20 protein-coding genes and 2 tRNA genes are annotated in these 25,353 nt (G+C 59.9%); 5 read left to right on the forward strand and 17 right to left on the reverse strand.

Annotated features, from left to right (window positions below):
• Positions 1–416 precede the first annotated feature (416 nt).
• From CKW21_RS00730 to rnr, 8 genes are all read right to left on the reverse strand, one after another.
• Complete coding sequence (locus CKW21_RS00730) at positions 417–2,720, reverse strand: YgiQ family radical SAM protein (RefSeq protein WP_095192119.1); 2,304 nt, start codon at positions 2,718–2,720, stop codon at positions 417–419.
• A gap of 191 nt (positions 2,721–2,911) precedes the next feature.
• Positions 2,912–4,309: a replicative DNA helicase gene (gene dnaB, locus CKW21_RS00735; RefSeq protein WP_077045379.1), complete on the reverse strand. Its 1,398-nt coding sequence runs from the start codon at positions 4,307–4,309 to the stop codon at positions 2,912–2,914.
• A 134-nt stretch (positions 4,310–4,443) separates the two neighbouring features.
• Positions 4,444–4,890, reverse strand: coding sequence for a 50S ribosomal protein L9 (rplI, locus tag CKW21_RS00740; RefSeq protein ID WP_008058981.1), 447 nt, complete (start codon positions 4,888–4,890; stop codon positions 4,444–4,446).
• Positions 4,891–4,909: 19 nt separating this feature from the next.
• On the reverse strand, positions 4,910–5,803 hold the full coding sequence (locus CKW21_RS00745) for a hypothetical protein (protein WP_095192120.1): 894 nt from the start codon (positions 5,801–5,803) through the stop codon (positions 4,910–4,912).
• A 36-nt stretch (positions 5,804–5,839) separates the two neighbouring features.
• Entirely contained in the window at positions 5,840–6,070 is a 231-nt protein-coding gene (gene rpsR / locus CKW21_RS00750; RefSeq protein WP_002551829.1) for a 30S ribosomal protein S18, read from the reverse strand.
• Between the two features lie 28 nt (positions 6,071–6,098).
• Complete coding sequence (gene rpsF / locus CKW21_RS00755; protein ID WP_095192121.1) at positions 6,099–6,521, reverse strand: 30S ribosomal protein S6; 423 nt, start codon at positions 6,519–6,521, stop codon at positions 6,099–6,101.
• Positions 6,522–6,827: 306 nt separating this feature from the next.
• Entirely contained in the window at positions 6,828–7,589 is a 762-nt protein-coding gene (rlmB, locus tag CKW21_RS00760) for a 23S rRNA (guanosine(2251)-2'-O)-methyltransferase RlmB (protein ID WP_095192122.1), read from the reverse strand.
• Entirely contained in the window at positions 7,586–10,213 is a 2,628-nt protein-coding gene (gene rnr / locus CKW21_RS00765) for a ribonuclease R (protein WP_095192123.1), read from the reverse strand. Before rnr ends, rlmB begins: the two co-directional genes overlap by 4 nt.
• A 225-nt stretch (positions 10,214–10,438) precedes the next feature.
• Here rnr and CKW21_RS00770 point away from each other — a divergent pair.
• The 4 genes from CKW21_RS00770 (at position 10,439) to CKW21_RS00785 (ending at position 13,652) form a co-directional block, all read left to right on the forward strand.
• Positions 10,439–10,525: transfer RNA gene (locus CKW21_RS00770), tRNA-Leu, on the forward strand.
• Positions 10,526–10,691: 166 nt separating this feature from the next.
• A tRNA-Leu gene (locus CKW21_RS00775) sits at positions 10,692–10,778 on the forward strand.
• Positions 10,779–11,079: 301 nt separating this feature from the next.
• A complete protein-coding gene (locus CKW21_RS00780; protein ID WP_095192124.1) occupies positions 11,080–12,090 on the forward strand; it encodes an extracellular solute-binding protein in 1,011 nt (336 codons plus the stop codon).
• The gene (locus CKW21_RS00785; protein WP_095192125.1) at positions 12,090–13,652 is read left to right on the forward strand and encodes an iron ABC transporter permease; all 1,563 of its coding nucleotides are present in this window, start codon (positions 12,090–12,092) and stop codon (positions 13,650–13,652) included. Before CKW21_RS00780 ends, CKW21_RS00785 begins: the two co-directional genes overlap by 1 nt.
• 96 nt (positions 13,653–13,748) lie before the next feature.
• Here CKW21_RS00785 and CKW21_RS00790 read toward each other — a convergent pair whose 3' ends face one another.
• From CKW21_RS00790 to CKW21_RS00800, 3 genes are all read right to left on the reverse strand, one after another.
• Positions 13,749–15,683, reverse strand: coding sequence for a methyl-accepting chemotaxis protein (locus CKW21_RS00790; protein ID WP_095192126.1), 1,935 nt, complete (start codon positions 15,681–15,683; stop codon positions 13,749–13,751).
• Positions 15,684–15,821: 138 nt separating this feature from the next.
• Positions 15,822–17,114 carry an adenylosuccinate synthase gene (locus CKW21_RS00795; RefSeq protein ID WP_095192127.1) on the reverse strand — a complete coding sequence of 431 codons (1,293 nt, stop codon included), beginning with the start codon at positions 17,112–17,114 and terminating at the stop codon, positions 15,822–15,824.
• A 54-nt stretch (positions 17,115–17,168) separates the two neighbouring features.
• Entirely contained in the window at positions 17,169–18,356 is a 1,188-nt protein-coding gene (locus CKW21_RS00800; RefSeq protein WP_095192128.1) for an ATP phosphoribosyltransferase regulatory subunit, read from the reverse strand.
• 49 nt (positions 18,357–18,405) lie between these two features.
• On the opposite strand from CKW21_RS00800, the gene CKW21_RS30215 reads away from it, so the two are divergent.
• Positions 18,406–18,651, forward strand: coding sequence for a hypothetical protein (locus CKW21_RS30215; RefSeq protein WP_141232872.1), 246 nt, complete (start codon positions 18,406–18,408; stop codon positions 18,649–18,651).
• Positions 18,652–18,668: 17 nt separating this feature from the next.
• On the opposite strand, the gene hflC is transcribed toward CKW21_RS30215, so the two are convergent.
• The 6 genes from hflC to mutL form a co-directional block, all read right to left on the reverse strand.
• Entirely contained in the window at positions 18,669–19,538 is an 870-nt protein-coding gene (gene hflC, locus CKW21_RS00805) for a protease modulator HflC (RefSeq protein WP_095192129.1), read from the reverse strand.
• Entirely contained in the window at positions 19,538–20,710 is a 1,173-nt protein-coding gene (gene hflK / locus CKW21_RS00810) for an FtsH protease activity modulator HflK (protein WP_095192130.1), read from the reverse strand. The genes hflC and hflK overlap by 1 nt, the downstream gene beginning before the upstream one ends.
• A gap of 96 nt (positions 20,711–20,806) precedes the next feature.
• Positions 20,807–22,108, reverse strand: a complete 1,302-nt coding sequence (gene hflX / locus CKW21_RS00815) for a ribosome rescue GTPase HflX (protein WP_095192131.1) — start codon at positions 22,106–22,108, stop codon at positions 20,807–20,809.
• Between the two features lie 12 nt (positions 22,109–22,120).
• Positions 22,121–22,381 carry an RNA chaperone Hfq gene (hfq, locus tag CKW21_RS00820; RefSeq protein WP_007902656.1) on the reverse strand — a complete coding sequence of 87 codons (261 nt, stop codon included), beginning with the start codon at positions 22,379–22,381 and terminating at the stop codon, positions 22,121–22,123.
• Positions 22,382–22,477: 96 nt separating this feature from the next.
• A complete protein-coding gene (gene miaA, locus CKW21_RS00825; protein ID WP_095192132.1) occupies positions 22,478–23,449 on the reverse strand; it encodes a tRNA (adenosine(37)-N6)-dimethylallyltransferase MiaA in 972 nt (323 codons plus the stop codon).
• Positions 23,449–25,347 carry a DNA mismatch repair endonuclease MutL gene (mutL, locus tag CKW21_RS00830; protein WP_170948608.1) on the reverse strand — a complete coding sequence of 633 codons (1,899 nt, stop codon included), beginning with the start codon at positions 25,345–25,347 and terminating at the stop codon, positions 23,449–23,451. The genes miaA and mutL overlap by 1 nt, the downstream gene beginning before the upstream one ends.
• Positions 25,348–25,353: the final 6 nt, after the last annotated feature.

The following is a 25,353-nucleotide window of genomic DNA, read 5'->3' on the forward strand; positions in this document are numbered from 1 at the left end:
CAGCGCTGGCGCTTTCTCCGGTTACTCGAGGCAGTACAGCACCAAAATCGGGCGATGCGGGAAAATGGTTTAGAGCGATTGCACGTATTTGTGGCGCCGAGCTCGTCCTGGGAGGTTCTTTGGTGACCGTACTGGCCTCTTCGCGAGCAGGCTCGCTCCCACATTGGAATGCATTTCCCTGTGGGAGATTCTATGGTTGAGGGGAAGCCCTCAACTGGCCTTTGGCTGGTATTCGTACTGGCCTCTTCGCGAGCAGGCTCGCTCCCACATTGGAATGCATTTCCCTGTGGGAGCGAGCCTGCTCGCGAAGAGGCCGGGCGCCCCAACACAACTTCCGAGCCGAGACTCGACTTCCCTGGCGTACAAACGCAAAACGCCAACCCGAAGGTTGGCGTTCTGTTCAGTTCAAACGAGGCTTAGCGCGGCACGACTGGCTTGCGCGCGGGCTTGGGCCCCTTGCCTTTGGCCGCATCCTTGCGCTCCTTGGCCGCCTGCTGGTTACGGGCGAATGCCGCCGCCTTGGCCTGTTCACGCTTGTCCCACGGGTTGCCGCCATCGCTGGCACGCGGTGGCAGGCCGGTGTGCTGGGTCAGGATCTTGGTGGTCTTTTCCCCCGCCACTTTATGACTGCCGGCCGGCGTCGAGTTCTTGCGACGGGCACTCTGGTAGCTGTCGGTAGACGGCTGGTGCAGCGGGATCAACTGGTTCTTGCCCGGCCCGATCAGATCGGCGCGGCCCATGCGGGTCAACGCTTCACGTAGCATCGGCCAGCCTTTCGGGTCGTGATAACGCAAGAACGCCTTGTGCAGGCGACGCTGCTCCTCGCTCTTGACGATGGTCACCGCGTCACTCTTGTAGGTGACCTTGCGCAGCGGGTTCTTGCCCGAGTGGTACATCGCGGTCGCGGTGGCCATCGGCGACGGGTAGAACGCCTGCACCTGGTCGGCACGGAAACCGTTGCCCTTGAGCCACAGCGCCAGGTTCATCATGTCTTCATCGGTGGTGCCCGGGTGGGCGGCGATGAAGTACGGGATCAGGTACTGCTCTTTTCCGGCTTCCTTGGAGTACTTCTCGAACATGCGCTTGAACTTGTCATAGCTGCCGATGCCCGGTTTCATCATCTGGTTGAGCGGACCTTCCTCGGTGTGTTCCGGGGCGATCTTCAGGTAACCACCGACGTGGTGGGTCACCAGCTCCTTGACGTACTCCGGCGACTCGACCGCGAGGTCGTAGCGCAGGCCGGAAGCGATCAGGATCTTCTTCACGCCCGGCAAGGCACGGGCACTGCGATACAACTGGATCAGCGACGAGTGGTCGGTGTTCAGGTTCGGGCAGATACCCGGGAACACGCAAGACGGCTTGCGGCACGCGGATTCGATTTCCGGGCTCTTGCAGGCGATACGGTACATGTTCGCGGTCGGGCCGCCGAGGTCAGAGATGACGCCGGTAAAACCCGGGACCTTGTCGCGAATTTCTTCGATTTCGCGAATGATCGACTCTTCGGAGCGGTTCTGGATAATCCGGCCTTCGTGCTCGGTGATCGAGCAGAAGGTGCATCCGCCGAAGCAGCCACGCATGATGTTTACCGAGAAACGGATCATCTCGTAGGCCGGGATTTTCTCCTTGCCATACGCCGGGTGCGGAATGCGCTGATAAGGCATGCCGAACACGTAGTCCATTTCTTCGGTGGTCATCGGAATCGGTGGCGGGTTGAACCAGACATCGACTTCGCCGTGTTTCTGTACCAAGGCACGGGCGTTACCCGGGTTGGTTTCCAGGTGCAACACGCGGTTGGCGTGCGCATACAAAACGGCGTCGCCACGTACTTTCTCGACCGACGGCAGACGGATCACGGTCTTATCGCGGGTCATCTTCGGGCTGGCCAAAATCTGCACGACCTTGGCTTCCTGCGGATCTTCAACCGGCCCCTTCTCCTGCTCGATGGCGCAGGCCTGGGTGTCCTGGGTGTTCACGTACGGGTTGATGATCTTGTCGATCTTGCCCGGGCGGTCGATGCGCGTGGAGTCGACTTCGTACCAGTCTTTTGGCGTGTCGCGACGAATGAACGCGGTGCCGCGCACATCGGTGATGTCTTCGATCTTGTGACCGTAGGACAGACGCTGGGCGACTTCGACAATCGCACGCTCGGCGTTGCCGTAGAGCAGGATGTCGGCGCAGGCGTCGATCAGGATCGAGTTGCGGACCCGGTCCTGCCAGTAATCGTAGTGGGCGATGCGGCGCAGGGAGGCTTCGATGCCGCCGAGCACGATCGGCACGTGCTTGTAGGCTTCCTTGCAGCGCTGGCTGTAAACCAGGCTCGCGCGATCCGGACGTTTACCTGCCAGGCCACCTGGCGTGTAGGCGTCATCGGAACGGATTTTCTTGTCCGCGGTGTAGCGGTTGATCATCGAGTCCATGTTGCCGGCCGCGACACCGAAGAACAGGTTCGGCTCGCCGAGCTTCATGAAATCGTCTTTGGACTGCCAGTTCGGTTGGGCAATGATCCCGACGCGGAAGCCCTGGGACTCCAGCAGCCGGCCGATGATCGCCATGCCGAACGACGGGTGATCGACATAGGCATCACCGGTCACGATGATGATGTCGCAGGAATCCCAGCCAAGCTGATCCATCTCCTCCCTGCTCATCGGCAGGAATGGCGCTGGCCCGAAACATTCGGCCCAGTACTTGGGATAGTCAAATAACGGCTTGGCTGCTTGCATGTCGATAACCGGTGTTGGCTTTCATTGAATTTCGCGGGCGCGGAATATAGCACAAATTTTGACCAATTCCGACGGCTATGGTCGGAAATCGGTGATGCCCGATTCGCGAGCAGGCTCGCTCCCACAGAGGAATGCATTCCAGGGTGGGAGCGAGCCTGCTCGCGAATGGGGCCAGTTCAGGCAACAAAAACCTATTCGTCGTCGTCGAAGTTGTAGCTACCCGGCGCCAGGTTCTCGAATCGGGTGTACTTGCCGATAAACGCCAGTCGGATAAAGCCGATCGGGCCGTTCCGCTGCTTGCCGATGATGATCTCGGCAATACCTTTGTGTTCAGTTTCCGGGTGATACACCTCGTCGCGGTACACGAACATGATCACGTCGGCGTCCTGCTCGATCGCTCCGGATTCCCGCAAGTCGGAGTTCACCGGACGCTTGTTCGGCCGCTGCTCCAGGGAGCGGTTGAGCTGGGACAACGCCACCACCGGGCAGTTAAACTCCTTGGCGAGCGCTTTCAGGGACCGGGAGATTTCGGAAATCTCGTTGGTCCGGTTGTCACCGCTGGAACCCGGAATCTGCATCAGTTGCAGGTAGTCGATCATGATCAGGCCAACGTCGCCGTGCTCACGCACCAGACGTCGGGTACGGGCACGCATTTCCGACGGACTGATGCCGGCGGTATCGTCGATGAACAACTTGCGGTCGTTGAGCAGGTTCACCGCCGACGTGAGGCGCGGCCAATCGTCGTCCTCCAGCTGGCCGGAACGGACCTTGGTCTGGTCGATACGGCCGAGGGACGACAGCATACGCATGATCAGCGATTCGCCTGGCATCTCCAGCGAGTAAACCAAAACGGCCTTCTCGCTGCGCAGCACGGCGTTTTCCACCAGGTTCATCGCAAAGGTGGTCTTACCCATGGACGGACGGCCGGCGACGATGATCAAGTCGGCCGGCTGCAGACCGCTGGTCTTCTCGTCGAGGTCGGTGTAGCCGGTGGACAGGCCGGTGATCGCGTTATCGGTGTTGAACAGGGTGTCGATGCGGTCGATGGCCTTGGTCAGCAGTTCGTTCACACCCACCGGGCCGCCGGTTTTTGGCCGGGCCTCGGCGATCTGGAAGATCTGCCGTTCTGCCTCATCGAGGATCTCTTCAGCCGTGCGACCTTCCGGATTGAAGGCGCTGTCGGCAATCTCGGTACTGATGCCGATCAGTTGGCGCAGGGTCGCGCGCTGGCGGACGATCTGCGCATAGGCCTTGATGTTGGCGACGGACGGCGTGTTTTTCGCCAGCTCGCCAAGGTAACCAAGGCCACCGACCTGCGAAGTCTGACCTTCCTTGTCCAATTGCTCGGCAAGGGTCACGACGTCGATCGGGGAGTTCTGATCGGCCAGCTTGGCGATCGCGCGGAAAATCAGGCGGTGGTCATGTCGATAGAAATCGCCGTCGGAGACTTGATCGAGCACGCGTTCCCAGGCGTTGTTGTCCAGCATCAGACCACCGAGCACAGCCTGTTCGGCTTCGATGGAATGCGGCGGCACCTTCAGCGCGGCGGTTTGCAGATCGTATTGCTCGGGAGCGGAGATTTCGTTCATGGCCACTTGGTTTTTTAGGAAAAGCAGGGATTGAAAAACGGGTGTTACCAGAAAGACAAAGGGCACGACCTGTAAACAGGATCGTGCCCGATGTTACCGGCAAGCACCCGAGGGTGCCAGCCGACAAGTGCTGCTTAAGCTGCTACCACGACAACGCGTACGGTGGCTTCAACTTCGGCGTGCAGGTGCACGGCCACGTCGAATTCACCTACGTTGCGGATGGTGCCGTTCGGCAGACGAACTTCGCTTTTTGCAACTTCAACGCCAGAGGCGGTCAGTGCATCAGCGATGTCGTGGGTGCCGATCGAACCGAACAGCTTGCCTTCGTCACCAGCGGTGGCAGTGATAGTCACTTCCAGCTCAGCCAGTTGGGCGGCACGGCTTTCAGCCGAAGATTTACGGTCTGCTGCGGCTTTTTCCAGCTCAGCGCGACGCTCTTCGAACGCAGCCAGGTTGGCTGGGGTCGCAGCGGTAGCTTTGCCGTAAGGCAGCAGGTAGTTACGACCGTAACCAGCCTTAACGTTCACTTTGTCACCCAGGTTGCCCAGGTTGGTGACTTTTTCCAGAAGGATCAGTTGCATGTGAAAATCCTCTTAACTTTTAACCTTCACCGTTCGCGTTATCGGGGTCTTTCGACACCAGACGACCGCGAAAATCAATCAGGCTGTCGACGATGGCCAAAACCACCAGCAACGGATAGATCAGCTGCATGAACAGCAACAGCGTCACGTACAACCCCACCAGCCAGAACCTGGCCAGTCGCTTTTGCGCCACCAGCCCGTGAATCAGGGCCAGCCCGGCGAAAACCAGCGGTACACTGCACAACGGCACAAGCATGGACATCTGGACACCGAGATTCGGTGTCACAACCATGCCCGCCAGCAGCAACATCGCGGGACCCAGCGGGATTCGGACGGCGCGAAACTCGCGACCGAAACCACCGGGGTTGTACAACAACGCCTGCCAGTAGCGCCCGACAATCAGGCTCAGCACACTGACGATTTGCAACAAGGCCGCTATCAGGCCGGTCAGGATCGGTGCAATCAGGGACGCGAAACGCGCTTGCTCGTCTACCGACATCTTCTGGTAGACCTCACCGAGTAGCGACGGCATGACTTTGATCAAAGCCTGCGCCAGCATCTCGATCTGGGGCCCAAAAGCCGTCCCCAGCACCACTGAAAACACCACTCCCATCGCTATGCTGACCAGCAGCACGCGGTTCCAGGACTCGCTTGCGCGCAGAACCAACGCAAGGCTCGCAGACCCCAGCAGCACCAGAAGCGCCCGTGGGTCGTCGGAGTAAAGCCACCAGATCAACGCCGGCAGCAGTCCAAGAGCAAGAACGCCCAAGGCGTCCTTCAATCCGCGCCGCAGGAGCACAAGGCATCCGGCGGCAGCACCCAACCAATACAACAACGGCAATGCCGCGCATCCAGCCACTACCAGAGTGGCCTGCATACGGCCCCGCATGATGAACTCAGCCAAGGCCCGCATACATTCAATCCTTTGCTACGTGTCGACTGCCCGGTCTCAGCGGCCGTGGCTGTCGGTGTAGGCCAGCAGGGCCAGGAAGCGGGCGCGCTTGATAGCGGTGGCCAGCTGACGCTGATAACGAGCTTTGGTACCGGTGATGCGGCTTGGAACGATTTTGCCGGTCTCGGATACATAAGCTTTCAGAGTGTTGAGATCTTTGTAATCGATCTCTTTCACGTCTTCAGCGGTGAAGCGGCAGAATTTACGACGACGGAAGAAACGTGCCATTTGATAGGCTCCTTAAAAGGTCCGTGGATTACTCGTCAGCGTTATCGCTGTTGTCGCTGTCATCACCCTCAACGCCTTCGGCGTCGGAGTGCTCAGGACGGTCGCGACGCTCACGGCGCTCACTGCGGTTTTCTTCAGCCTTGAGCATCTCGGATTGGCCGGTAACGGCTTCTTCGCGACGGATGACCAGGTTACGGATCACTGCATCGTTGTAGCGGAAGTTGTCTTCCAGCTCGGCCAGGGCCTTGCCAGTGCACTCAACGTTCAGCATCACGTAGTGAGCCTTGTGAACATTGTTGATTGCGTAGGCCAGTTGACGACGGCCCCAATCTTCCAGACGGTGGATTTTGCCGCCGTCTTCTTCGATCAGCTTGGTGTAACGCTCAACCATGCCGCCGACTTGCTCGCTTTGATCCGGGTGGACCAAAAAGATGATTTCGTAATGACGCATGAATGCTCCTTACGGGTTGTAGCCTGCCGCTCAAAAGCGGTCAGACAAGGAGTGAATGACACTTATGGACTTGCGTGGGTAAGGCACATGCGCGCCTGCCGTCACAGCAAGGGGCGCAATTGTAGAGAAGGGGCGTGGGAGGCGCAAGGTAATTGGTGATTATTTGAACAACCGCCAATCTTTGCCTACGCACAAATCATTGTGGGAGCGAGCCTGCTCGCGAAGGGGACATAAACATTCAACATTGATGCTGAATGTTACTCCGCTTTCGCGAGCAGGCTCGCTCCCACAGGGATTACAACTGGCTTAAGCCTTTTTGGTGGCCGCTTTCGCGCCGCGCTGGCGCAAGGCCTCGAACAGACAAACGCCGGTCGCTACGGAGACGTTGAGACTGCTGACGCTACCCGCCATCGGCAGGCGCACCAGGTAGTCGCACAGATCGCGAGTCAGGCGTCGCATGCCGCTGCCTTCTGCCCCCATGATCAGGATGGTCGGGCCGGTCAGGTCCTGGTCATAAAGACTGACTTGCGCCTCGCCCGCCGTACCGACGACCCACAAGCCACGCTGCTTGAGCTTTTCCAGTGTGCGCGCCAGGTTAGTCACGGCGACCAACGGGATCACTTCGGCAGCACCACAAGCCACCTTGCGAACCGTAGGGGTCAGCGTCGCGGACTTGTCCTTCGGCACAATCACCGCCAGCGCACCCGCCGCATCGGCGGATCGCAGGCAGGCACCCAGGTTGTGCGGATCGGTCACGCCGTCGAGCACCAACAGCAGCGGCGCGCCTTCAGTGCGATCGAGCAACTCATCGAGCATCGCTTCGCCCCAGACCTGGCTCGGACTGACGTCCGCGACCACGCCCTGATGCACGCCTTCGACCCAGGCATCCATTTCACGGCGCTCGGCCTGACCGACCTGGACACGATTCTCGTTGGCCAGCTCGATCAGCGTTTGCACGCGCGGATCACTGCGGCCTTCGGCCAGCCAGATCTGCTTGACGCGCTTGGGGTGGTGACGCAGCAACGCTTCTACGGCGTGCACGCCATAGATTTTCTCCAACTGACTCATGGCTTGGCCTTAGGTTTACGCGCCCCACCGCTTTTGGCTGGGGCCGAGCCCGCTTTTGGCGGACCTTTACGATGTTTGCTCGGTTTGGCTGGTTTGCCGCCGGAAGCCTTGTCAGGCGCCGACCGTGAGGTCTTTCCCGCAGACGCCGCTTTACCGCCGCTTTTTGCGTCGGCCAACAGCGCCTTTTTCAATTCACGACTCTTGCGCACTTCAGCGTTTTTCGCCGCCGCATCGCTCGGACGATAAGCTTCGACAGCCTTTTCCTTGGCAGGACGACGACCGGTTTTCGCCGGCGCAGGCTCTGCGGCGGTCTTTGCAGCAGGAGCGGCGGTTTCAGTACCGCGTTTCTTGCGACCGATCGGCGCGCTGATGGTTTTTTCGGCCATCTCGAAGTCGATCTTGCGCTCGTCGAGATCGACGCGCATGACCCGCACTTCAACGGTATCGCCAAGGCGGAAGCTGCGGCCGGTACGTTCACCGGCCAGGCGGTGATGCACAGGGTCGAAATGGTAGTAATCGCCCGGCAGCGCGGTGACGTGCACCAGGCCTTCGACGTAGATATCGGTCAGTTCGACAAACAGACCGAAACCGGTCACCGCCGTGATCACGCCCGGGAACGATTCGCCCACGCGATCCTTCATGAACTCGCACTTGAGCCAGTTCACCACGTCGCGGGTCGCTTCGTCGGCACGGCGTTCGCTCATCGAGCACTGCTCGCCGAGTTGCTCCAGCGCCGCTTCGTCGTACGGGTAGATGCGCGCCTTCGGAATGGTCATCGCACCGGCACGGCGAACGTGCGGGGTGTCCTGCTTCGAATGGATGACGCTGCGAATCGCCCGATGCGTGAGCAAGTCCGGATAGCGGCGGATCGGCGAGGTGAAGTGGGTGTAGGCCTCGTAATTCAGGCCGAAGTGGCCCTGGTTATCGGCGCTGTACACCGCCTGGCTCAACGAGCGCAGCATGACAGTCTGGATCAGGTGGAAATCCGGACGGTCCTTGATACCTGCCAGCAGTGCCTGGTAGTCCTTCGGCGACGGGCCGTCCTTGCCTTTGTGCAGGGACAGGCCGAGTTCGCCGAGGAAGGCACGCAGTTTTTCCAGACGCTCCGGTGGCGGACCGTCGTGAACGCGATACAGCGCAGGAATCTCGTGCTTTTTCAGGAATTCGGCGGTGGCCACGTTGGCCGCCAGCATGCATTCCTCGATCAACTTGTGCGCATCGTTGCGCACGGTCGGCCGGATTTCGGCGATCTTGCGCTCGGAACCGAAGATGATGCGGGTTTCCTGGGTTTCGAAATCGATCGCACCGCGCACATGACGAGCGGCCAGCAACACCTTGTACAGCGCATACAGCTGCTTGAGGTGCGGCACGACATCGGTGTACTCGCCACGCAGCTTGCGCGCTTCGGTGGCTTTCGGCGTTTCGAGCATGGCGCTGACTTTGTTATAGGTCAGGCGCGCATGGGAATGGATCACCGCCTCATAGAAGCAGTAGTCGGTCATTTCGCCGGATTTGGAGATGGTCATCTCGCAAACCATGGCCAGACGATCGACTTGCGGGTTCAGCGAGCACAGACCGTTGGACAGCTGCTCTGGCAGCATCGGGATCACGCGCTCGGGGAAGTACACCGAGTTGCCACGAACCTGAGCCTCGGCATCCAGTGCCGAACCGAGCTTCACGTAGCTGGAAACGTCGGCAATCGCCACGTACAACTTCCAGCCGCCGGAGAACAGGCGCAGCTTGCCCGGCCGGGCTTCGCAGTAGACCGCGTCGTCGAAGTCGCGGGCATCTTCACCGTCGATGGTGACGAACGGCAGATGGCGCAGGTCGATGCGCTTCTCTTTGTCTTTTTCTTCGACTTCCGGCTTGAGCTTGCCGGCTTCCTTGAGCACGGCGTCCGGCCAGACGTGCGGAATGTCGTAGGTCCGCAGGGCGACATCGATTTCCATGCCTGGCGCCATGTAGTTGCCCACGACTTCAACCACGTCGCCTTGCGGCTGGAAGCGTGGCGTCGGCCAGTGAGTGATCTTCACTTCAACGAACTGACCGATCTGGGCATTGGCGTTACGGCCCGGCGTCACCAGCACTTCCTGCTGGATCTTCGGGTTGTCGGCAACCACGAAACCGATACCGCCCTCTTCGAAGTAACGACCGACAATGCTTTCGTGAGCACGGGACACCACTTCGACAATCATGCCTTCGCGGCGACCGCGACGGTCCAGGCCGGAAACACGGGCCAGGGCACGGTCACCGTCGAACACCAGACGCATTTGCGCCGGGCTCATGAACAGGTCGTCACTGCCGTCGTCCGGCACCAGGAAACCGAAACCGTCGCGATGACCGCTGATGCGACCGAGGATCAGGTCAAGCTTGTCCACCGGTGCATAGGTGCCACGACGGGTATAGATGAGTTGAGCATCGCGCTCCATGGCGCGCAGGCGGCGGCGCAGGGCTTCGATCTGGTCTTCTGTGGTCAGACCAAACTCTTCGACCAATTGCTCGCGGTTAGCAGGCGAACCCCGATCAGCAAGATGCTGAAGGATCAGTTCGCGGCTAGGAATGGGGTTTTCATATTTTTCCGCTTCACGAGCGGCCTCGGGATCGAGGGACTGCCAATCGGCCATTAGAGAGTTTTCACCTTGTCTATATGCGGGTTAGTTTGGCATAGGCGTAATGAAACGGGAAATTTCAAGCTAAGACGGCCCATCTAAAGCCCTGTATCGACACCTCAACGCTGAATTGCAGACCGCTGGTGAAATTTTTCAGGTTTTTTTGAGACCGGGGGTTTACAGTTAAAAAGACGCTCCGTATAGTGCGCGCCATCGACGACGGACAACGTTGCCGATACTGCCCAGATGGTGAAATTGGTAGACACGCCAGCTTCAGGTGCTGGTGACCTTACGGTCGTGGAAGTTCGAGTCTTCTTCTGGGCACCAATTTCGAGCTTGAGATTAGATCAATTTCAAGGCTCACACAAAACCCGCGAAAGCGGGTTTTTTGCATTCTAAACCTCTGATTTAATAAATTTAAATCAGGGGTTTACAGATAAAAATACTCTCCGTATAGTGCGCCACATCAACAGCGGCAACGCTGAAGATGAATGCCCAGATGGTGAAATTGGTAGACACGCCAGCTTCAGGTGCTGGTGGCCTTACGGCCGTGGAAGTTCGAGTCTTCTTCTGGGCACCAATTCAAGTTCAAGGTTACGGCCTTGAATTTCACAGAAACCCGCGAAAGCGGGTTTTTGCGTTTTTGAGGTTTGAAAAGCACCTCTCCCTGTAGGAGCGAGCCCTGCTCGCGATGGATTCAAAGACAACGCACTTCTCCAGACACCCCTCGTTTTCGTTCACGCCCATCGCGAGCAGAGCTCGCCCCCACAAAAGCAATCGCACATATCAAAGTCATGCCGGACTCACAAGGCGCATTTGAGAAAGAATATCGTTTATCATTGTTGCAAGATTTTGCAATGCGACAGTGAGGAACCCTGCGAATGATGCTTCGAAATACCCTGCGCCGAGGCCTGACCATCACCCTGCTCGGCCTGGCACTCGCCACTCCCCTCACCCAAGCCGCCGACCCGGTTTCCCTGACACTCTACAACGGCCAGCACAAGGAAGTCGGCGACGCGGTCGCCAAAGCCTTCGAAGCCAAGACCGGCATTCACGTCAACGTACGCAAAGGCAGCAGCAACCAACTCGCCAGCCAGATCGTCGAAGAAGGCGATCGCTCCCCTGCCGACGTGATCTACACCGAGGAATCGCCCCCACTGAACAAGCTCGGCGAACAAGGCCTGCTGGCCATGGCTGACGACGCCACCCTGGCGGTCCTGCCCAAGGATTACGTCGCCGGCAATGGCACCTGGATTGGCGTGACCGCCCGGGTGCGGGTTGTCGCGTTCAACCCGAAGCTGATCGATGAAAAAGACCTGCCGAAATCGGTGATGGAATTCTCCGATCCGAAATGGCAAGGCAAGGTCGGCTTCGTGCCCACCAGTGGCGCCTTCCAGGAACAGGCCGTGGCGATTATCAAGGTGCACGGCATGGACGCGGCCGAAGAATGGCTCACCGGCCTGCGCGCCTTCGGCAAGACCTACAGCAATAACATGGTTGCACTCAAAGCCGTGGAAAACGGCGAAGTCGCCACCGTACTGGTCAACAACTACTACTGGTTCGCCCTTCAGCGGGAAAAAGGCCAGCTCGACTCGAAGCTGCATTACTTCACCGGCGGCGACGTCGGCGGGCTGATCACGGTTTCCAGTGCGGCCGTGCTGAAATCCAGCAAGCACCCCAAAGAAGCCCAGCAACTGCTCGCCTACATGGCCAGCGAAGAAGGCCAGCGAGTGATCACCCAGACCACCGCCGAATACCCACTGCACAAAGGCATGGAGTCGGATCGCGGTCTCAAGCCATTCAGCGAGCTGCAAGCACCGAACGTCACGCCAGCCGACCTCGGCAATGCTGAAGAAGCCCTGGACCTGGAACGTGATGTTGGCCTGAACTGATGAGCACAACGCTATCCGCCGCTGGGCACCGCAGCTACGTGCCGCGACGCAAGCGGCCGTCGATCTGGCTGCTGCTGCCGGTTTTGCTGCTGGTGGTGCTCAGCCTGCTGCCACTGGTCTATGTCGGGCTCAAGGCCTGGCAAGCCGGCTGGGCCGAAGCCGTGCATCTGTTGTGGCGGCCCTACGTGTTCGGCCTGTTGCGCAACACCCTGGCATTGATGGTCGGCGTTACGCTGGCCTGCGGTGTGATCGGTCTGTCGCTGGCGTGGCTGCTGGAACGCAGCAATCTGCCAGGACGGCGGTTGTGGGGCGTGATCCTGTGCTTGCCGTTCGCCGTCCCCGCGTTTGTCAGCAGCTTCACCTGGGTATCCCTCAGCGCACACTTCGAAGGACTGGGCGGGGCGATCCTGGTCATGACCCTTTCCAAATACCCGCTGATCTTCTTGCCGGTTGCAGCGACCTTGCGCAACCTTGACCCCTCGCTGGAAGAGTCCGCGCGAACACTGGGACACAATCGCTGGGGCGTATTCTTCAAGATCACCCTGCCCCTGCTCTGGCCATCGCTGATTGCCGGCTCTTTGCTGATCGCACTACACATGCTGGTTGAGTTCGGCGCACTGTCGATCATCGGCCTGCAAACCTTCACCACCGCGATCTATCAACAGTTCGAACTGGAGTTCAGCAACGCCAACGCGGCGATGCTTTCAGCGGTGCTGCTAATGCTGTGCCTGATGCTGCTATGGCTGGAGCTTCGCGTTCGCGGCAAGGGTCGACACGTGCGCACCGGACAGGGCGCGGCGCGACAGGCGGAGCAAGTGCGGCTGGGGCCATGGGCGATTGCCGGGCAACTGTACTGCCTGTTGCTGGCGATCGTCGGCAGCGGTATTCCGCTGGGCATGCTGGTTTACTGGCTGGCTGTGGGATCATCGGCCGCTTTCCCGGTTGCCGCCATCAGCGAGGCGCTGCTGTCGTCCCTGGCACTGTCGATGGGTGGCGCGGCGTTCTGCCTGGTGCTTGCGGTGCCGGTGGGCCTGTTGGTGGTGCGCTACAAAGGCCAACTGGCAATCTGGGCCGAACGCTTGCCGTATCTGCTGCACGCACTGCCAGGCCTGGTGATCGCCCTGACCCTGGTGTATTTCGCCTTGCACTATGTACCGATGCTGTACCAGACGTCGATGTTGCTGTTGATCGCTTATGCACTGCTGTTTCTGCCCCTGGCCCAGGCACCGATCCGCACAGCGCTGAACAAGGCTGCACCGCAACTGGAAGAGGCTGCACGAACACTGGGCGCATCGTCGTTCACCGCGTTTTGCCGGGTGACACTGCCGATCATCTTCCCGGCACTGGGAGCGGCGTTTGCGCTGGTGTTTCTGGATGCAATGAAGGAACTGACGGCGACCCTGCTGTTGAGTCCGACGGGGCTCAACACCTTGGCGACGGAGGTTTGGGCGCATACCGCGAACGTGGAGTTTGCGGCGGCGGCGCCTTATGCGGCGTTGTTGATCCTGGTATCAGGGGTGCCGGTCTATCTGTTAACGACGCGGATGTATCTGAGCCGCTGAAAGCGCTTTCGCGAGCAGGCTCGCTCCCACAGGAGAACGCGTTCCAATGTGGGAGCGAGCCTGCTCGCGAAGAGGCCTGCTCAACCAAAGAATAACTTAAGCCCTGAACTGCCCCAGGCTCGCCTTCAACTGCGCCGCCAGGCCATCCAGCACCTTGCCGCTGGCCGTGGTTTCCACCACGGCTTGCGCCGCTTTCTCGGCCTGCGCATGGATAGTCTCGACCCGTCCACGCACCGCCTGTGCACCCTGCGCCTGATGCGCCGCGGCCTGAGTCGCCAGGCCAATCGCCGCGTGCACCTGTTCTACCGATGCCTGTACCGATTGCTGCAACCGCGCACTGTCACGCAACACCAGCAAACCCTCGTTGGCCTGACGCCCCGCCTGCCCGATCGCCGCCACTGCTTCGCGTGCACCTTGCTGCAACGCCACGATGTGCGCCTGGATATCGCCAGTGGAGCTTTGAGTCTTGCTCGCCAGCGCCCGCACCTCATCGGCCACCACGGCAAACCCGCGCCCGGTCTCACCGGCTCGCGCCGCCTCGATGGCCGCGTTCAAGGCCAGTAAGTTGGTTTGCTCGGCGATCCCGTGAATCACCGTCAGCACCACTTCAATCTGCTCACTCTGCTGCGCCAGGCGCTCGATCACTTGTGCGCCGGTATCGACCTGCCCGGCCAACGCCTCGATCAGGCTGCCGACTTTCGCGGAGGTCCGGGTGTTTTCATCGGTGGCCTGACGAATATCCACCACCTGCTTCAATGCCGCCTGCATGGCATGGCTTTCAGACTGAGCCTCATCCGCCATCTGCGACAGCGCACGCAGGCTCTCGGCCACCTCGTCGCGCTGCATGCCCGCCGCCGCGTCGGCTCCTGCATTGCGCAAGGTCATGGCACCGATTTCCACCCCGGTACGCTGAGCTACATCACCCGCCTCACGCACGATCGGCTGCAACTTATCCACAAAGCGATTGACCGCCGAAGCCATGTCGCCGATTTCGTCCTTGCTGTTGATCTTCACGCGCTTGGTCAAATCACCTTCGCCGGCCGCCAGGTCATCCATGGCGCTAATCAGCATTTTCAAGCGATTGACCACTCGACGGCCCAGCACCACTGCCAGCAATAGCAGCACGCCGGCACCCACTACCGCCAGCCCCACGCCAATGCGCCAGCGCAAGGTCGCCGCGGCTTCCTGCACGGTGCTGGTGGTGTTGGCTTTCATTTCAGAGGCTGTGGATTGCGCCGACTGCAGCCGTGCACGCATGGCTGTCGCGCTGTCGGCCGCCGCGCCTTTGAGGCTGTCGCCCACCAGCTGATCACTGCTGGCGATCAGGGCCGAGAAGCGCTTGTCGAGGGCCGCCAGGTCGGTTTCCACCGAGGCGGTAGAAACCCCCATCAAGACCTTGCCGATTTCCACGCCATTGGGATTGATCGAGGCTTCGAGGTAGTAGACCGACGGATCGTTCTTCGCTGCATCCAACAGCTTGTCCAGCGCGCGTTCGCCCTGGCCTTTTTCCAGCAGCGCCTTGTTGATCGGGTTCTCCCGGTTGAGATAGCGCGTCAGGTGCTGGCCCGTTGCGTCGTCGTAGACCACGAACAACACATTGGGATTGCGCTGCGCCCGACGGGCGAACTCGGAGAGGGTTGGAACATCGCTGTCCCACATGGCGCGGGGTGCGACCGAAGCCAGAAGCTGCGCCATATCATTGGCGGAGTCCTTCAGGTCTTTTTCCAGGGTCGCACGCAGTTGCGCCTGTTCTTCCTTCAACCGCGAAGACAAACCGGTTGTAAGACGCTGACGCGTGCTGGCGGAGAGACTGTCGAGACTGGACGTGACTTCACGCCCTGCCTGCTCGAGTTCGCCGGAAAGTTTTTGACTGTCAGCTCCCAGGCGCACGCCAAGATCGGCTTCCAGCGCGGTCACCGTGCTCCGGGTCAGAGCAACAGCCACCAGCACCTGCACCAAAAGGGCGATACCGAGAGTAACGAACACAGGCCGCAAGAGACGGCTTTGTAACAGTGAGAGAACGGCCGACACTGGAAATCCCTCTGCATGAGCGCCATTAAATTGATGGCTCGCCAGAAGCAATTCTTACAGCAAAGGTCATGCCGTCCTACAGGCATATACGACAAAGGGCCCAATCAAGGGCCCTTTGTTTTTTACATCAACGACTTATCAAGCGAACGGATGACGCAGAACGATGGTTTCGTTGCGGTCCGGGCCCGTCGAAATAATGTCGATCGGCGCACCGACCAACTCTTCGACGCGCTTGATGTAGTTGCGTGCAGCTTGCGGCAGCTCTTCCAGCGTCTTGGCACCGAGGGTGGATTCTTTCCAGCCCGGCATCTCTTCGTACACCGGCTCCAGGCCGATGTAGCTGTCGGCGTCGGTCGGCGCGTCGATCACTGCACCATCCTGGTTCTTGTAGCCGACACAGATGTTGATGGTTTCCAGGCCGTCCAGTACGTCCAGCTTGGTCAGGCACAGGCCCGAGATGCTGTTGACGTCGATGGCGCGACGCAGGATGACGGCATCGAACCAGCCGCAACGACGGGCACGGCCGGTGGTTGCACCGAACTCGTGGCCACGCTTGGCCAGGAACGCGCCAACGTCGTCGAACAGCTCAGTCGGGAACGGGCCCGAACCGACACGAGTGGTGTAAGCCTTGGTGATGCCGAGGATGTAATCCAGGAACATCGGGCCGACACCCGAACCGGTAGCGATACCGCCCGCGGTGGTGTTGGAGCTGGTGACGTACGGGTAGGTACCGTGGTCGATGTCCAGCAGGGAGCCCTGGGCGCCTTCGAACATGATGTCCTTGCCGGCACGACGCAGCTGGTGCAGTTCGGCGGTGACGTCGAGCATCATCGGCTTGAGCAGCTCGGCGTACTCCATGCACTCGTCCAGAGTCTTCTGGAAGTCGATTGCAGGCTCTTTGTAATAATTAACCAGTACGAAGTTGTGGTAGTCCAGCAACTCGCCCAGCTTGGCGGCGAAACGCTCACGATGGAACAGGTCACCGATGCGCAGGCCGCGACGCGCAACCTTGTCTTCGTAGGCCGGGCCGATGCCACGACCGGTGGTGCCGATCTTCAGCTCGCCACGGGCCTTTTCACGGGCCTGGTCCAGTGCAACGTGGTAGGACAGGATCAGCGGGCAGGAAGGGCTGATTCGCAGGCGCTCGCGCACCGGCACGCCTTTCTCTTCCAGCTTGTTGATTTCCCGCAGCAGGGCATCAGGTGCAACCACCACGCCGTTACCGATCAGGCACTGCACGCCTTCGCGCAGCACGCCCGACGGGATCAGGTGCAAGACGGTTTTTTCACCGTCGATCACCAGCGTGTGGCCAGCGTTGTGCCCCCCCTGGTAGCGCACTACGGCGGCAGCATGTTCGGTCAGCAGATCAACGATCTTGCCTTTGCCCTCATCACCCCATTGGGTGCCCAGGACTACGACATTCTTACCCATAACACTTGTCCTCATTCGCGCAAACTTGGTGCCGGCGGTGGCCGGCAGGAAAACTCAAGAAGCCAGTGGCGATACTTGCCAAAGCCCGTTCTGCTGAATCAATTGCCGGTCGCAGTCCGCTTCACGGGCGGCGGCCAAAGGTTGTCCAGGCAAGGCCTGAACGACACGCTGACCCTCACTGCGCAACTGGCAAACCTGCTGCCAGAGTGCCGCATCCGTACTGTCAGGCATCCAGATACCGCCAGACGGTAGCTCGATCTCAGCACGCCCCAGGGTCACCAGGGTTTTCAAATCGGTAGAGAAACCGGTTGCCGGACGGGCGCGACCGAAATCGGCGCCGATGTCGTCGTAACGACCGCCCTGGGCAATGGACTGACCAACACCCGGCACGAACGCGGCGAACACTACACCGGTGTGATAGTGGTAACCGCGCAACTCACCCAGGTCGAAGTACAACGGCAGCTCCGGGAAACGCACGGACAAACGCTCGGCAATCGCCAGCAGATCGTCCAGCGCCGCCAGAACCGGGGCCGGGGCCTTGGCCAGACGCTCGCGGGCAGCCACCAGCACTTCACGACCGCCACACAGATCGACCAGTGCCTGCAGCATGGCCGACAGATCGGCCGGCAAGCCTTCGGTCAAGGTAATGACCTCGTCGATGGCTTTACGTTGCAACGCATCGAACAACTGTTGCTCGACTTCACCGGACAAGCCGGCAGCGCGGGCCAGCCCGCGATAGATACCCACATGCCCCAGGTCCATGTGCACGTCCGGCACATCGGCCAGTTGCAGCATGGCCAACATCAGACTGATGACTTCAACGTCACTGCTCGGGCTGGCATCGCCGTACAACTCGGCGCCCAACTGGATCGGGCTGCGCGAGGACGACAAGGCGCGCGGCTGCGCATGCAGCACGCTGCCGGCATAGCACAGACGGTTCGGGCCTTCGCGACGCAGGGTATGCGCATCGATACGCGCCACCTGCGGCGTGATGTCCGCGCGGAAACCCATCTGCCGGCCCGACTGCGGGTCGATGACCTTGAAGGTACGCAGATCCAGGTCCTGGCCCGCACCGGTCAGCAGGGATTCCAGGTACTCGATATGGGGAGTCACGACAAACTCGTAACCCCAGCTCTGGAACAGATCCAACACCTGACGACGCGCGACTTCTATGCGCGCCGCTTCCGGTGGCAGTACTTCTTCGATGCCATCTGGCAGCAGCCAGCGGTCTACCGTTGCCATTACGCCATTCCCCTATGATCCGGGCGGCAAGCCTTTGGGCGAGCCTTGAGTGAAGCAGAAAACGCTCGGCTCAGCACAAACCACGCGCATGAGCGACGAAGCGAAAAGCCTGAAATGGGCTTCGCCAAGCACTTTCCTCGTAAAACCTGTCGAGCTTGTCAGCTCAGGCACCTGCACAAAAACAGCAATCAAACGTGCAGACGCAAAAAAGCCGGGAATTTCCCGGCTGCCGCATCATACACACGTTTTCCCAAAGGATCACCCCGCCAGAGGTTTTAGCCGCCCGGCGGGATGATTCAGGTCAACGCCGTATCAAGGCTTGGCTTTTTCCAGGTAGTGGAAGAAGTCACTGCTTGGGTCGAGGACCATGACGTCGGATTTGTTCGCGAAGCTTTCACGGTAGGCACGCAGGCTACGGTAGAACGCGTAGAACTCCTGATCCTGACCGTAGGCCTTGGAGTAGATCGCAGCGGCTTGGGCATCGCCGTCACCGCGAATCTCTTCGGACTCACGGTAGGCTTCAGCCAGCAACACGCGGCGTTGACGATCGGCGTCAGCACGGATGCCTTCAGCCAGTTCGTTACCCTTGGCGCGGTGCTCGCGAGCTTCACGCTCACGCTCGGTGCTCATACGCTCGAACACACTGCGGTTCACTTCTTTTGGCAGGTCGATGGTCTTGACCCGGACATCGACGACTTCAATGCCCAACTCTTTTTCAGCCATCTTGTTCAGCGAAGCCGTGATATCCGCCATCAGCGCATCACGCTCACCCGACACCACTTCGTGCAGGGTGCGCTTACCGAACTGGTCACGCAGGCCCGATTCCAGACGGCGCGACAGACGCTCGTCGGCAATCTGCTTGAGGCCGGAAGTCGCGGTGTAGAAACGCTCTGCGTCCTTCACGCGCCACTTGGCGTAGGCATCAACCATCACGGCTTTCTTTTCCAGCGTCAGGAAGCGTTGAGTCGGTGCATCCAGCGTCATCAGGCGTGCGTCGAATTTGCGCACCTGGTTAACGTAAGGCACCTTCACATGCAGGCCTGGCTGAACATCGGTCTGAACCACGCGACCGAACTGCAGCAACACCGCACGCTCGGTCTGAGCCACGATGTAGAAGCAGTTCCAGGCAGCGATCGCCACGACGACGCCGACAATAAGGGCGATCAGCGATTTATTGCTCATCAGCGACTCTCCCTGGTACGTGCTTGCTGTTGCTGCAGATCAGCTGCCGCACGCGCATTCGCTTCATTGCTGGTGGCGGCTGCACTGCTCACCGGAGTGCTGGTGCTGCGACCACTATCGACCATTTTGTCCAGTGGCAGGTACAGCAGGTTGTTCTGGCCATTCTTGTTACCGGTCACGAGAACCTTGCTGGTGTTGCTGAAGACTTCCTGCATGGTGTCCAGGTACAGACGCTGGCGGGTAACTTCAGGTGCCTTGCGATACTCGGCGACCAGTTTGGTAAAGCGATCAGCCTCACCCTTGGCACGCGAGACGGTTTCGTCACGATAGCCATTGGCATCTTCGAGAATACGCTGGGCCTGACCACGAGCTTCCGGCACGACGCCGTTGGCGTAGGTTTCAGCCTGGTTGCGCGAACGCTGCTCGTCTTCACGGGCACGGATCACGTCATCGAAGGCTTCCTGCACTTCACGCGGTGCCGCTGCGCTCTGTACGTTGACCTGGGTAACGGTGATGCCGGTGCGATAGGTATCCATGAAGCGCTGCAGGCGCTCCTTGATTTCGCTGGCCATCAATTCACGACCTTCGGTCAGTACCTGGTCCATCGCGGTGGAGCCCACCACATGGCGCAAGGCGCTGTCCGTCGCGTGTTGCAGGCTGATTTCCGGCTGATCGACGCTCAGCACGAAGTCCTGCAGGTTGCTGATCTTGTACTGCACGGTCAGCGGCACTTCGACGATGTTTTCGTCTTCAGTCAGCATTTGACCCTGCTTGGTGTACGCACGCTCACGCGTGACGTTTTCCATGTACTTCTTGTCGATCGGCGGGAAATAAATGTTCAGACCCGGGCCGACGGTTTCGTAGTACTTGCCGAAGCGCAGCACCACGGCCTGCTCCTGCTCGTCGACTACATAGACCGCGCTGTACAGCCATACGGCCGCCAACACGACCAGGCCGATGCCGAGCAGACCGCCGAAGCCGCCGCTCTTGCCCGGACCACCACCGTCATCACCACGTTTCTTACCACCACCGAACAACCCGTTCAGGCTTTCCTGCAGCTTTCGGAAGGCCTCGTCGAGATCTGGCGGCCCCTTGCGATCGCCGTTATTACGGCGCTTGCCACCCCAAGGATCCTGATTATTCGAGTTGCCACCCGGCTCATTCCAAGCCATAGCGCTCTCCATCTGATAAAGCAAAGACGCACCCACGGCGCGCCGACCAATGCTACAGAATGCCTGTCACCACGGCACAACCGCTTTCTCAGGCTTTTATTGCAAAGTGTGTTGCTCGATGAACTCCAGCGGCTGCAAACCTTCGCGGCTCACCAGCCGATTCAATTCGGCCCGTGGCAAACGAACGGCCAGCAAGCTGAGACCTTCTTCGTCATGTTCTTCTTTCTGTACCGCACCGAGTTCGAAAAACTGCGCACGCAGTCGAGCAAATCGTTGCGGCAAGCGCAAGGTGCCAACAAACAAATCATCGCCGAGCAGCTCGGCCACGGCCTGCTTGAGCAAACCCAGACCCGTACCGTCCTTGGCCGACAACCAGACCCGTTGCGGCTTGCCATCGGCATCGCGCTGGATCTGCGGCTCAACACCCTCGAGCAAATCGAGTTTGTTGTATACCTCCAGGATCGGCAAGTCCTGGGCCCCGATCTCACCCAACACCACCATGACCTGCTCAATCTGGGCCATGCGCTCGGGCTCATGGGAGTCGATCACGTGCAGCAACAGGTCGGAGTTGCTCGACTCTTCGAGCGTAGCCCGAAATGCCTCGACCAGTTTGTGCGGCAAGTGACGAATGAAACCCACGGTGTCTGCCAGCACGATCGGCCCGAGATCGTCGAGCTCGAGTCGGCGCAGGGTCGGGTCGAGGGTGGCGAACAACTGGTCGGCGGCGAACACATCGGACTCGGTGACCGAGTTGAACAGCGTCGATTTGCCGGCGTTGGTATAGCCCACCAGTGAAACCGTCGGAATGTCAGCGCGCTTGCGGCCACGACGCGACTGCTCGCGCTGGCTGCGGACCTTTTCCAGGCGCCCCTTGATCTGCCGCAGGCGAACCCGCAACAGACGCCGGTCGGTTTCCAGCTGGGTTTCACCCGGACCGCGCAGACCGATACCGCCCTTCTGCCGCTCAAGGTGAGTCCAGCCACGAACCAGACGCGTGCTCATGTGCTCAAGCTGAGCCAGTTCGACCTGGAGCTTGCCTTCATGGGTACGGGCGCGTTGGGCGAAGATATCGAGAATCAGACCCGTGCGGTCGATCACGCGACACTCGAATATCCGTTCGAGGTTACGTTCCTGACTGGGCGTGAGGATGTGATTGAAAATCACCAGATCTACCTGTTCGGCTTTGACCAGGTCGCGCAATTCCTCGACCTTGCCGCTGCCAATCAGGTATTTGGCGGTTGGCCGATTACGCGGCACGTTGAAAAACGCGACGGTCTCGGCGCCAGCCGACATTGCCAACTCCTGAAACTCCTGCGGATCTTCGCGCGCCTCAGGGTCCTGACCATCCAAGTGAACGAGAATGGCTCGCTCACCACCACCGTGGCGCTCAAAGAACAAAGGAGACTCCTATCAGGCGTTACCTGGCTCAGCATCACCTGCTTCGGATTCGGTTGCGCTAGGCAGACGAATTGGACGAACCGGCACTACTGTAGAGATAGCGTGTTTGTAGACCATTTGGCTGACGGTGTTTTTCAGCAGGATAACGAACTGGTCGAAAGACTCGATCGTGCCTTGCAGCTTGATACCGTTGACCAGGTAGATGGACACCCCAACTTTCTCTTTACGTAAAGTATTCAAGTAAGGGTCTTGTAGCGAATGCCCTTTTGACATGTGCCGCACTCCTTTAAGGATTCAATATAAAAAAAATAGGTAAACAGATGGCTTGTGGCCGTCACACCCCCAAGGATAGACGGCAATTGCAAGGACTCAGCTCAATATGGAGATGGTCCCCAGGTATTTCAAGGCGCGCGGCAGATTGTCGCAATCCAGGCTGTCCAGCCAGTGTAAATCAGCCCAACTGCGCAGCCAGGTGAACTGGCGCTTTGCCAATTGGCGCGTGGCGATGATTCCACGCTCCTGCATCTCGGCTGACGTCAGCTTGCCATCCAGGTAGTCCCAGACTTGTCGGTAGCCTACCGCACGTATAGACGGCAACCCGGCATGCAGGTCACTTCGCTTACGCAGGGCTACGACCTCGTCGATGAATCCCTGTTCCAACATTAAAGTGAATCTTTGTTTAATTCGCTCATGCAGTACCTGACGATTTGCCGGAGCAATCGCCAAGTTCGCGACAGTATAGGGCAATTGTTGCCGTCCCGAAGCGGCTGCTTCAGTACTTTGCGCAGATTGTTGCAGGCGTAGCGCGGTCATGCTCTGACCGCTGACGCGATAAACTTCCAGTGCTCGACTGAGCCGCTGCGGATCGTTCGGATGAATGCGCGCCGCGGAAACCGGATCGATCACCGCCAATTGTTCGTGCAAGGCTTGCCAGCCAAGGCGTGCAGCCTCTTCCTCGATTTGCGCGCGCACGTCCGGATCGGCAGCCGGCATATCGGCCAGGCCTTCGAGCAAAGCCTTGTAGTAGAGCATTGTACCGCCTACCAGCAGCGGAATTTTTCCGCGCGAGGTGATATCGGCCATGGCTTCAAGGGCGTCACGACGAAAATCCGCGGCCGAATAGCTCTCGGCCGGATCGAGAATGTCGATCAAACGGTGCGGAAACTGCGCCAGAAGCTCCTTCGACGGCTTGGCGGTGCCGATGTCCATGCCACGGTAGACCAGTGCCGAATCAACGCTGATCAGTTCGCAGGGCAGGACCTTGGTGAGTTCGATGGCCAGGTCGGTCTTGCCGGCGGCGGTCGGTCCCATCAGGAAAATGGCAGGTGGGAGCTGGCTCATCAACGACCGCGCAAAAACAGTTTGTCCAGATCGTCCAGGCCCAGTTGGGTCCAGGTCGGTCGGCCATGGTTGCATTGCCCGCTGCGCTCGGTGTTTTCCATGTCACGCAGCAGACCGTTCATTTCCGGCAAGGCCAGGCGCCGGTTGGCCCGGATCGCGCCGTGACAGGCCATGGTGCCGAGCAGTTCGTTCAGGTGTGCCTGAATCCGGTCGCTGGTGCCGTACTCCATCAGGTCGGCCAGCACATCGCCGACCAGCCGATTGGCTTCGGCCTGTTTGAGCAGTGCCGGAATCTGCCGGATGGCCAGGGTTTCCGGACCCAGGCGCTGTAATTCGAAGCCCAGTCGCTGGAACCAGGCGACGTGCTCTTCAGCGCAATCGGCTTCACGCTGGCTGACCGCCAGGGATTCTGGCACCAGCAGTGGCTGACCACTCAAGCCTTCGCTGGCCATGGCGACTTTCAGGCGTTCGTACATGATCCGCTCATGTGCGGCGTGCATGTCCACCAGCACCAGCCCCTGGGCGTTTTCCGAAAGAATGTAGATACCCTTGAGCTGCGCCAGCGCATAACCCAGCGGCGGGATGTCACCCTGCCCGGCTGGCAATGCGACCGCATTGACCTCGGGCAGCGGCGCGAAGAACTCGCGATAGGCGGCCTGGGCTTCGGCGGCAGGCACAGCGGACTGAGGACGCGGCGTGTATTGATACTGGTAGCCGGCCCCTGAACCCGATCCGGCTGGCGCATTGAACGACGGTTGCGCTTGAGGCTGCTCCAGCAACGCATTGGCCGCCAGACGCATTTCACCCTGCGGACCGAACTCACCGGCATCCAGTCCGGTAGGCCGGACAATCGCTGTCGCAACCGGCGCCGCCAACTGGTCTTCCGGCCGCACATCACCCAAGGCGCGGTGCAAGGTGCCATAGAGGAAATCGTGGACCATGCGCCCGTCACGGAAACGAACTTCGTGTTTGGTCGGGTGTACGTTGACGTCAACGCCCGCCGGATCGACTTCGAAAAACAGCACAAACGTCGGGTGTCGGCCATTGAACAGTACATCGCGATAAGCCTGGCGCACCGCGTGGGCCACCAGCTTGTCGCGCACCGCACGGCCGTTGACGAAGAAATACTGCAAATCCGCCTGGCTGCGGTTGAACGTCGGCAATCCGACCCAACCCCACAGGTGCAGCCCGTTGCGTTCGATCTCGATCGGCAGCGCCTGCTCCAGGAAACCGGGACCGCAAATCGCCGCGACTCGCCGGGCACGGGCCGCATCATCGTGGGCTTCGTGCAGGCTGAGGATGGTCTTGCCGTTGTGGCGCAGATGGAACGCCACGTCGAAACGCGCCAGGGCCAGGCGCTTGATCACTTCTTGCAGATGATCGAATTCGGTTTTTTCAGTCTTGAGAAACTTGCGTCGCGCCGGTGTGTTGAAGAACAGGTCGCGAACTTCGACAGAGGTGCCTACCGGATGTGCTGCCGGCTGTACGCGGGGCGCCATGTCACGGCCTTCGGTCTCGACCTGCCAGGCCTGATCGGCATCGCGGGTGCGGGACGTCAGGGTCAGGCGCGCCACGGAACTGATCGAAGCCAGTGCCTCACCGCGAAAGCCCAGGCTCATGACCTGTTCCAGGTCTTCGAGATTGCGGATTTTACTGGTGGCGTGTCGCGCCAGGGCCAGCGGCAGGTCATCGGCGGAAATGCCGCTGCCATCGTCGCGCACCCGCAGCAACTTGACGCCGCCCTGCTCCACATCGACATCGATGCGTTTGGCGCCGGAGTCGAGGCTGTTTTCCAGCAATTCCTTGATCACCGAAGCCGGGCGTTCTACCACCTCGCCGGCGGCAATCTGGTTTGCCAGCCGAGGACTAAGCAGCTCGATGCGGGCAGCGTTGGTCAGCACCTG

The sequence above is a fragment of the Pseudomonas sp. Irchel 3A7 genome, from assembly GCF_900187565.1.
Taxonomy (GTDB): domain Bacteria; phylum Pseudomonadota; class Gammaproteobacteria; order Pseudomonadales; family Pseudomonadaceae; genus Aquipseudomonas.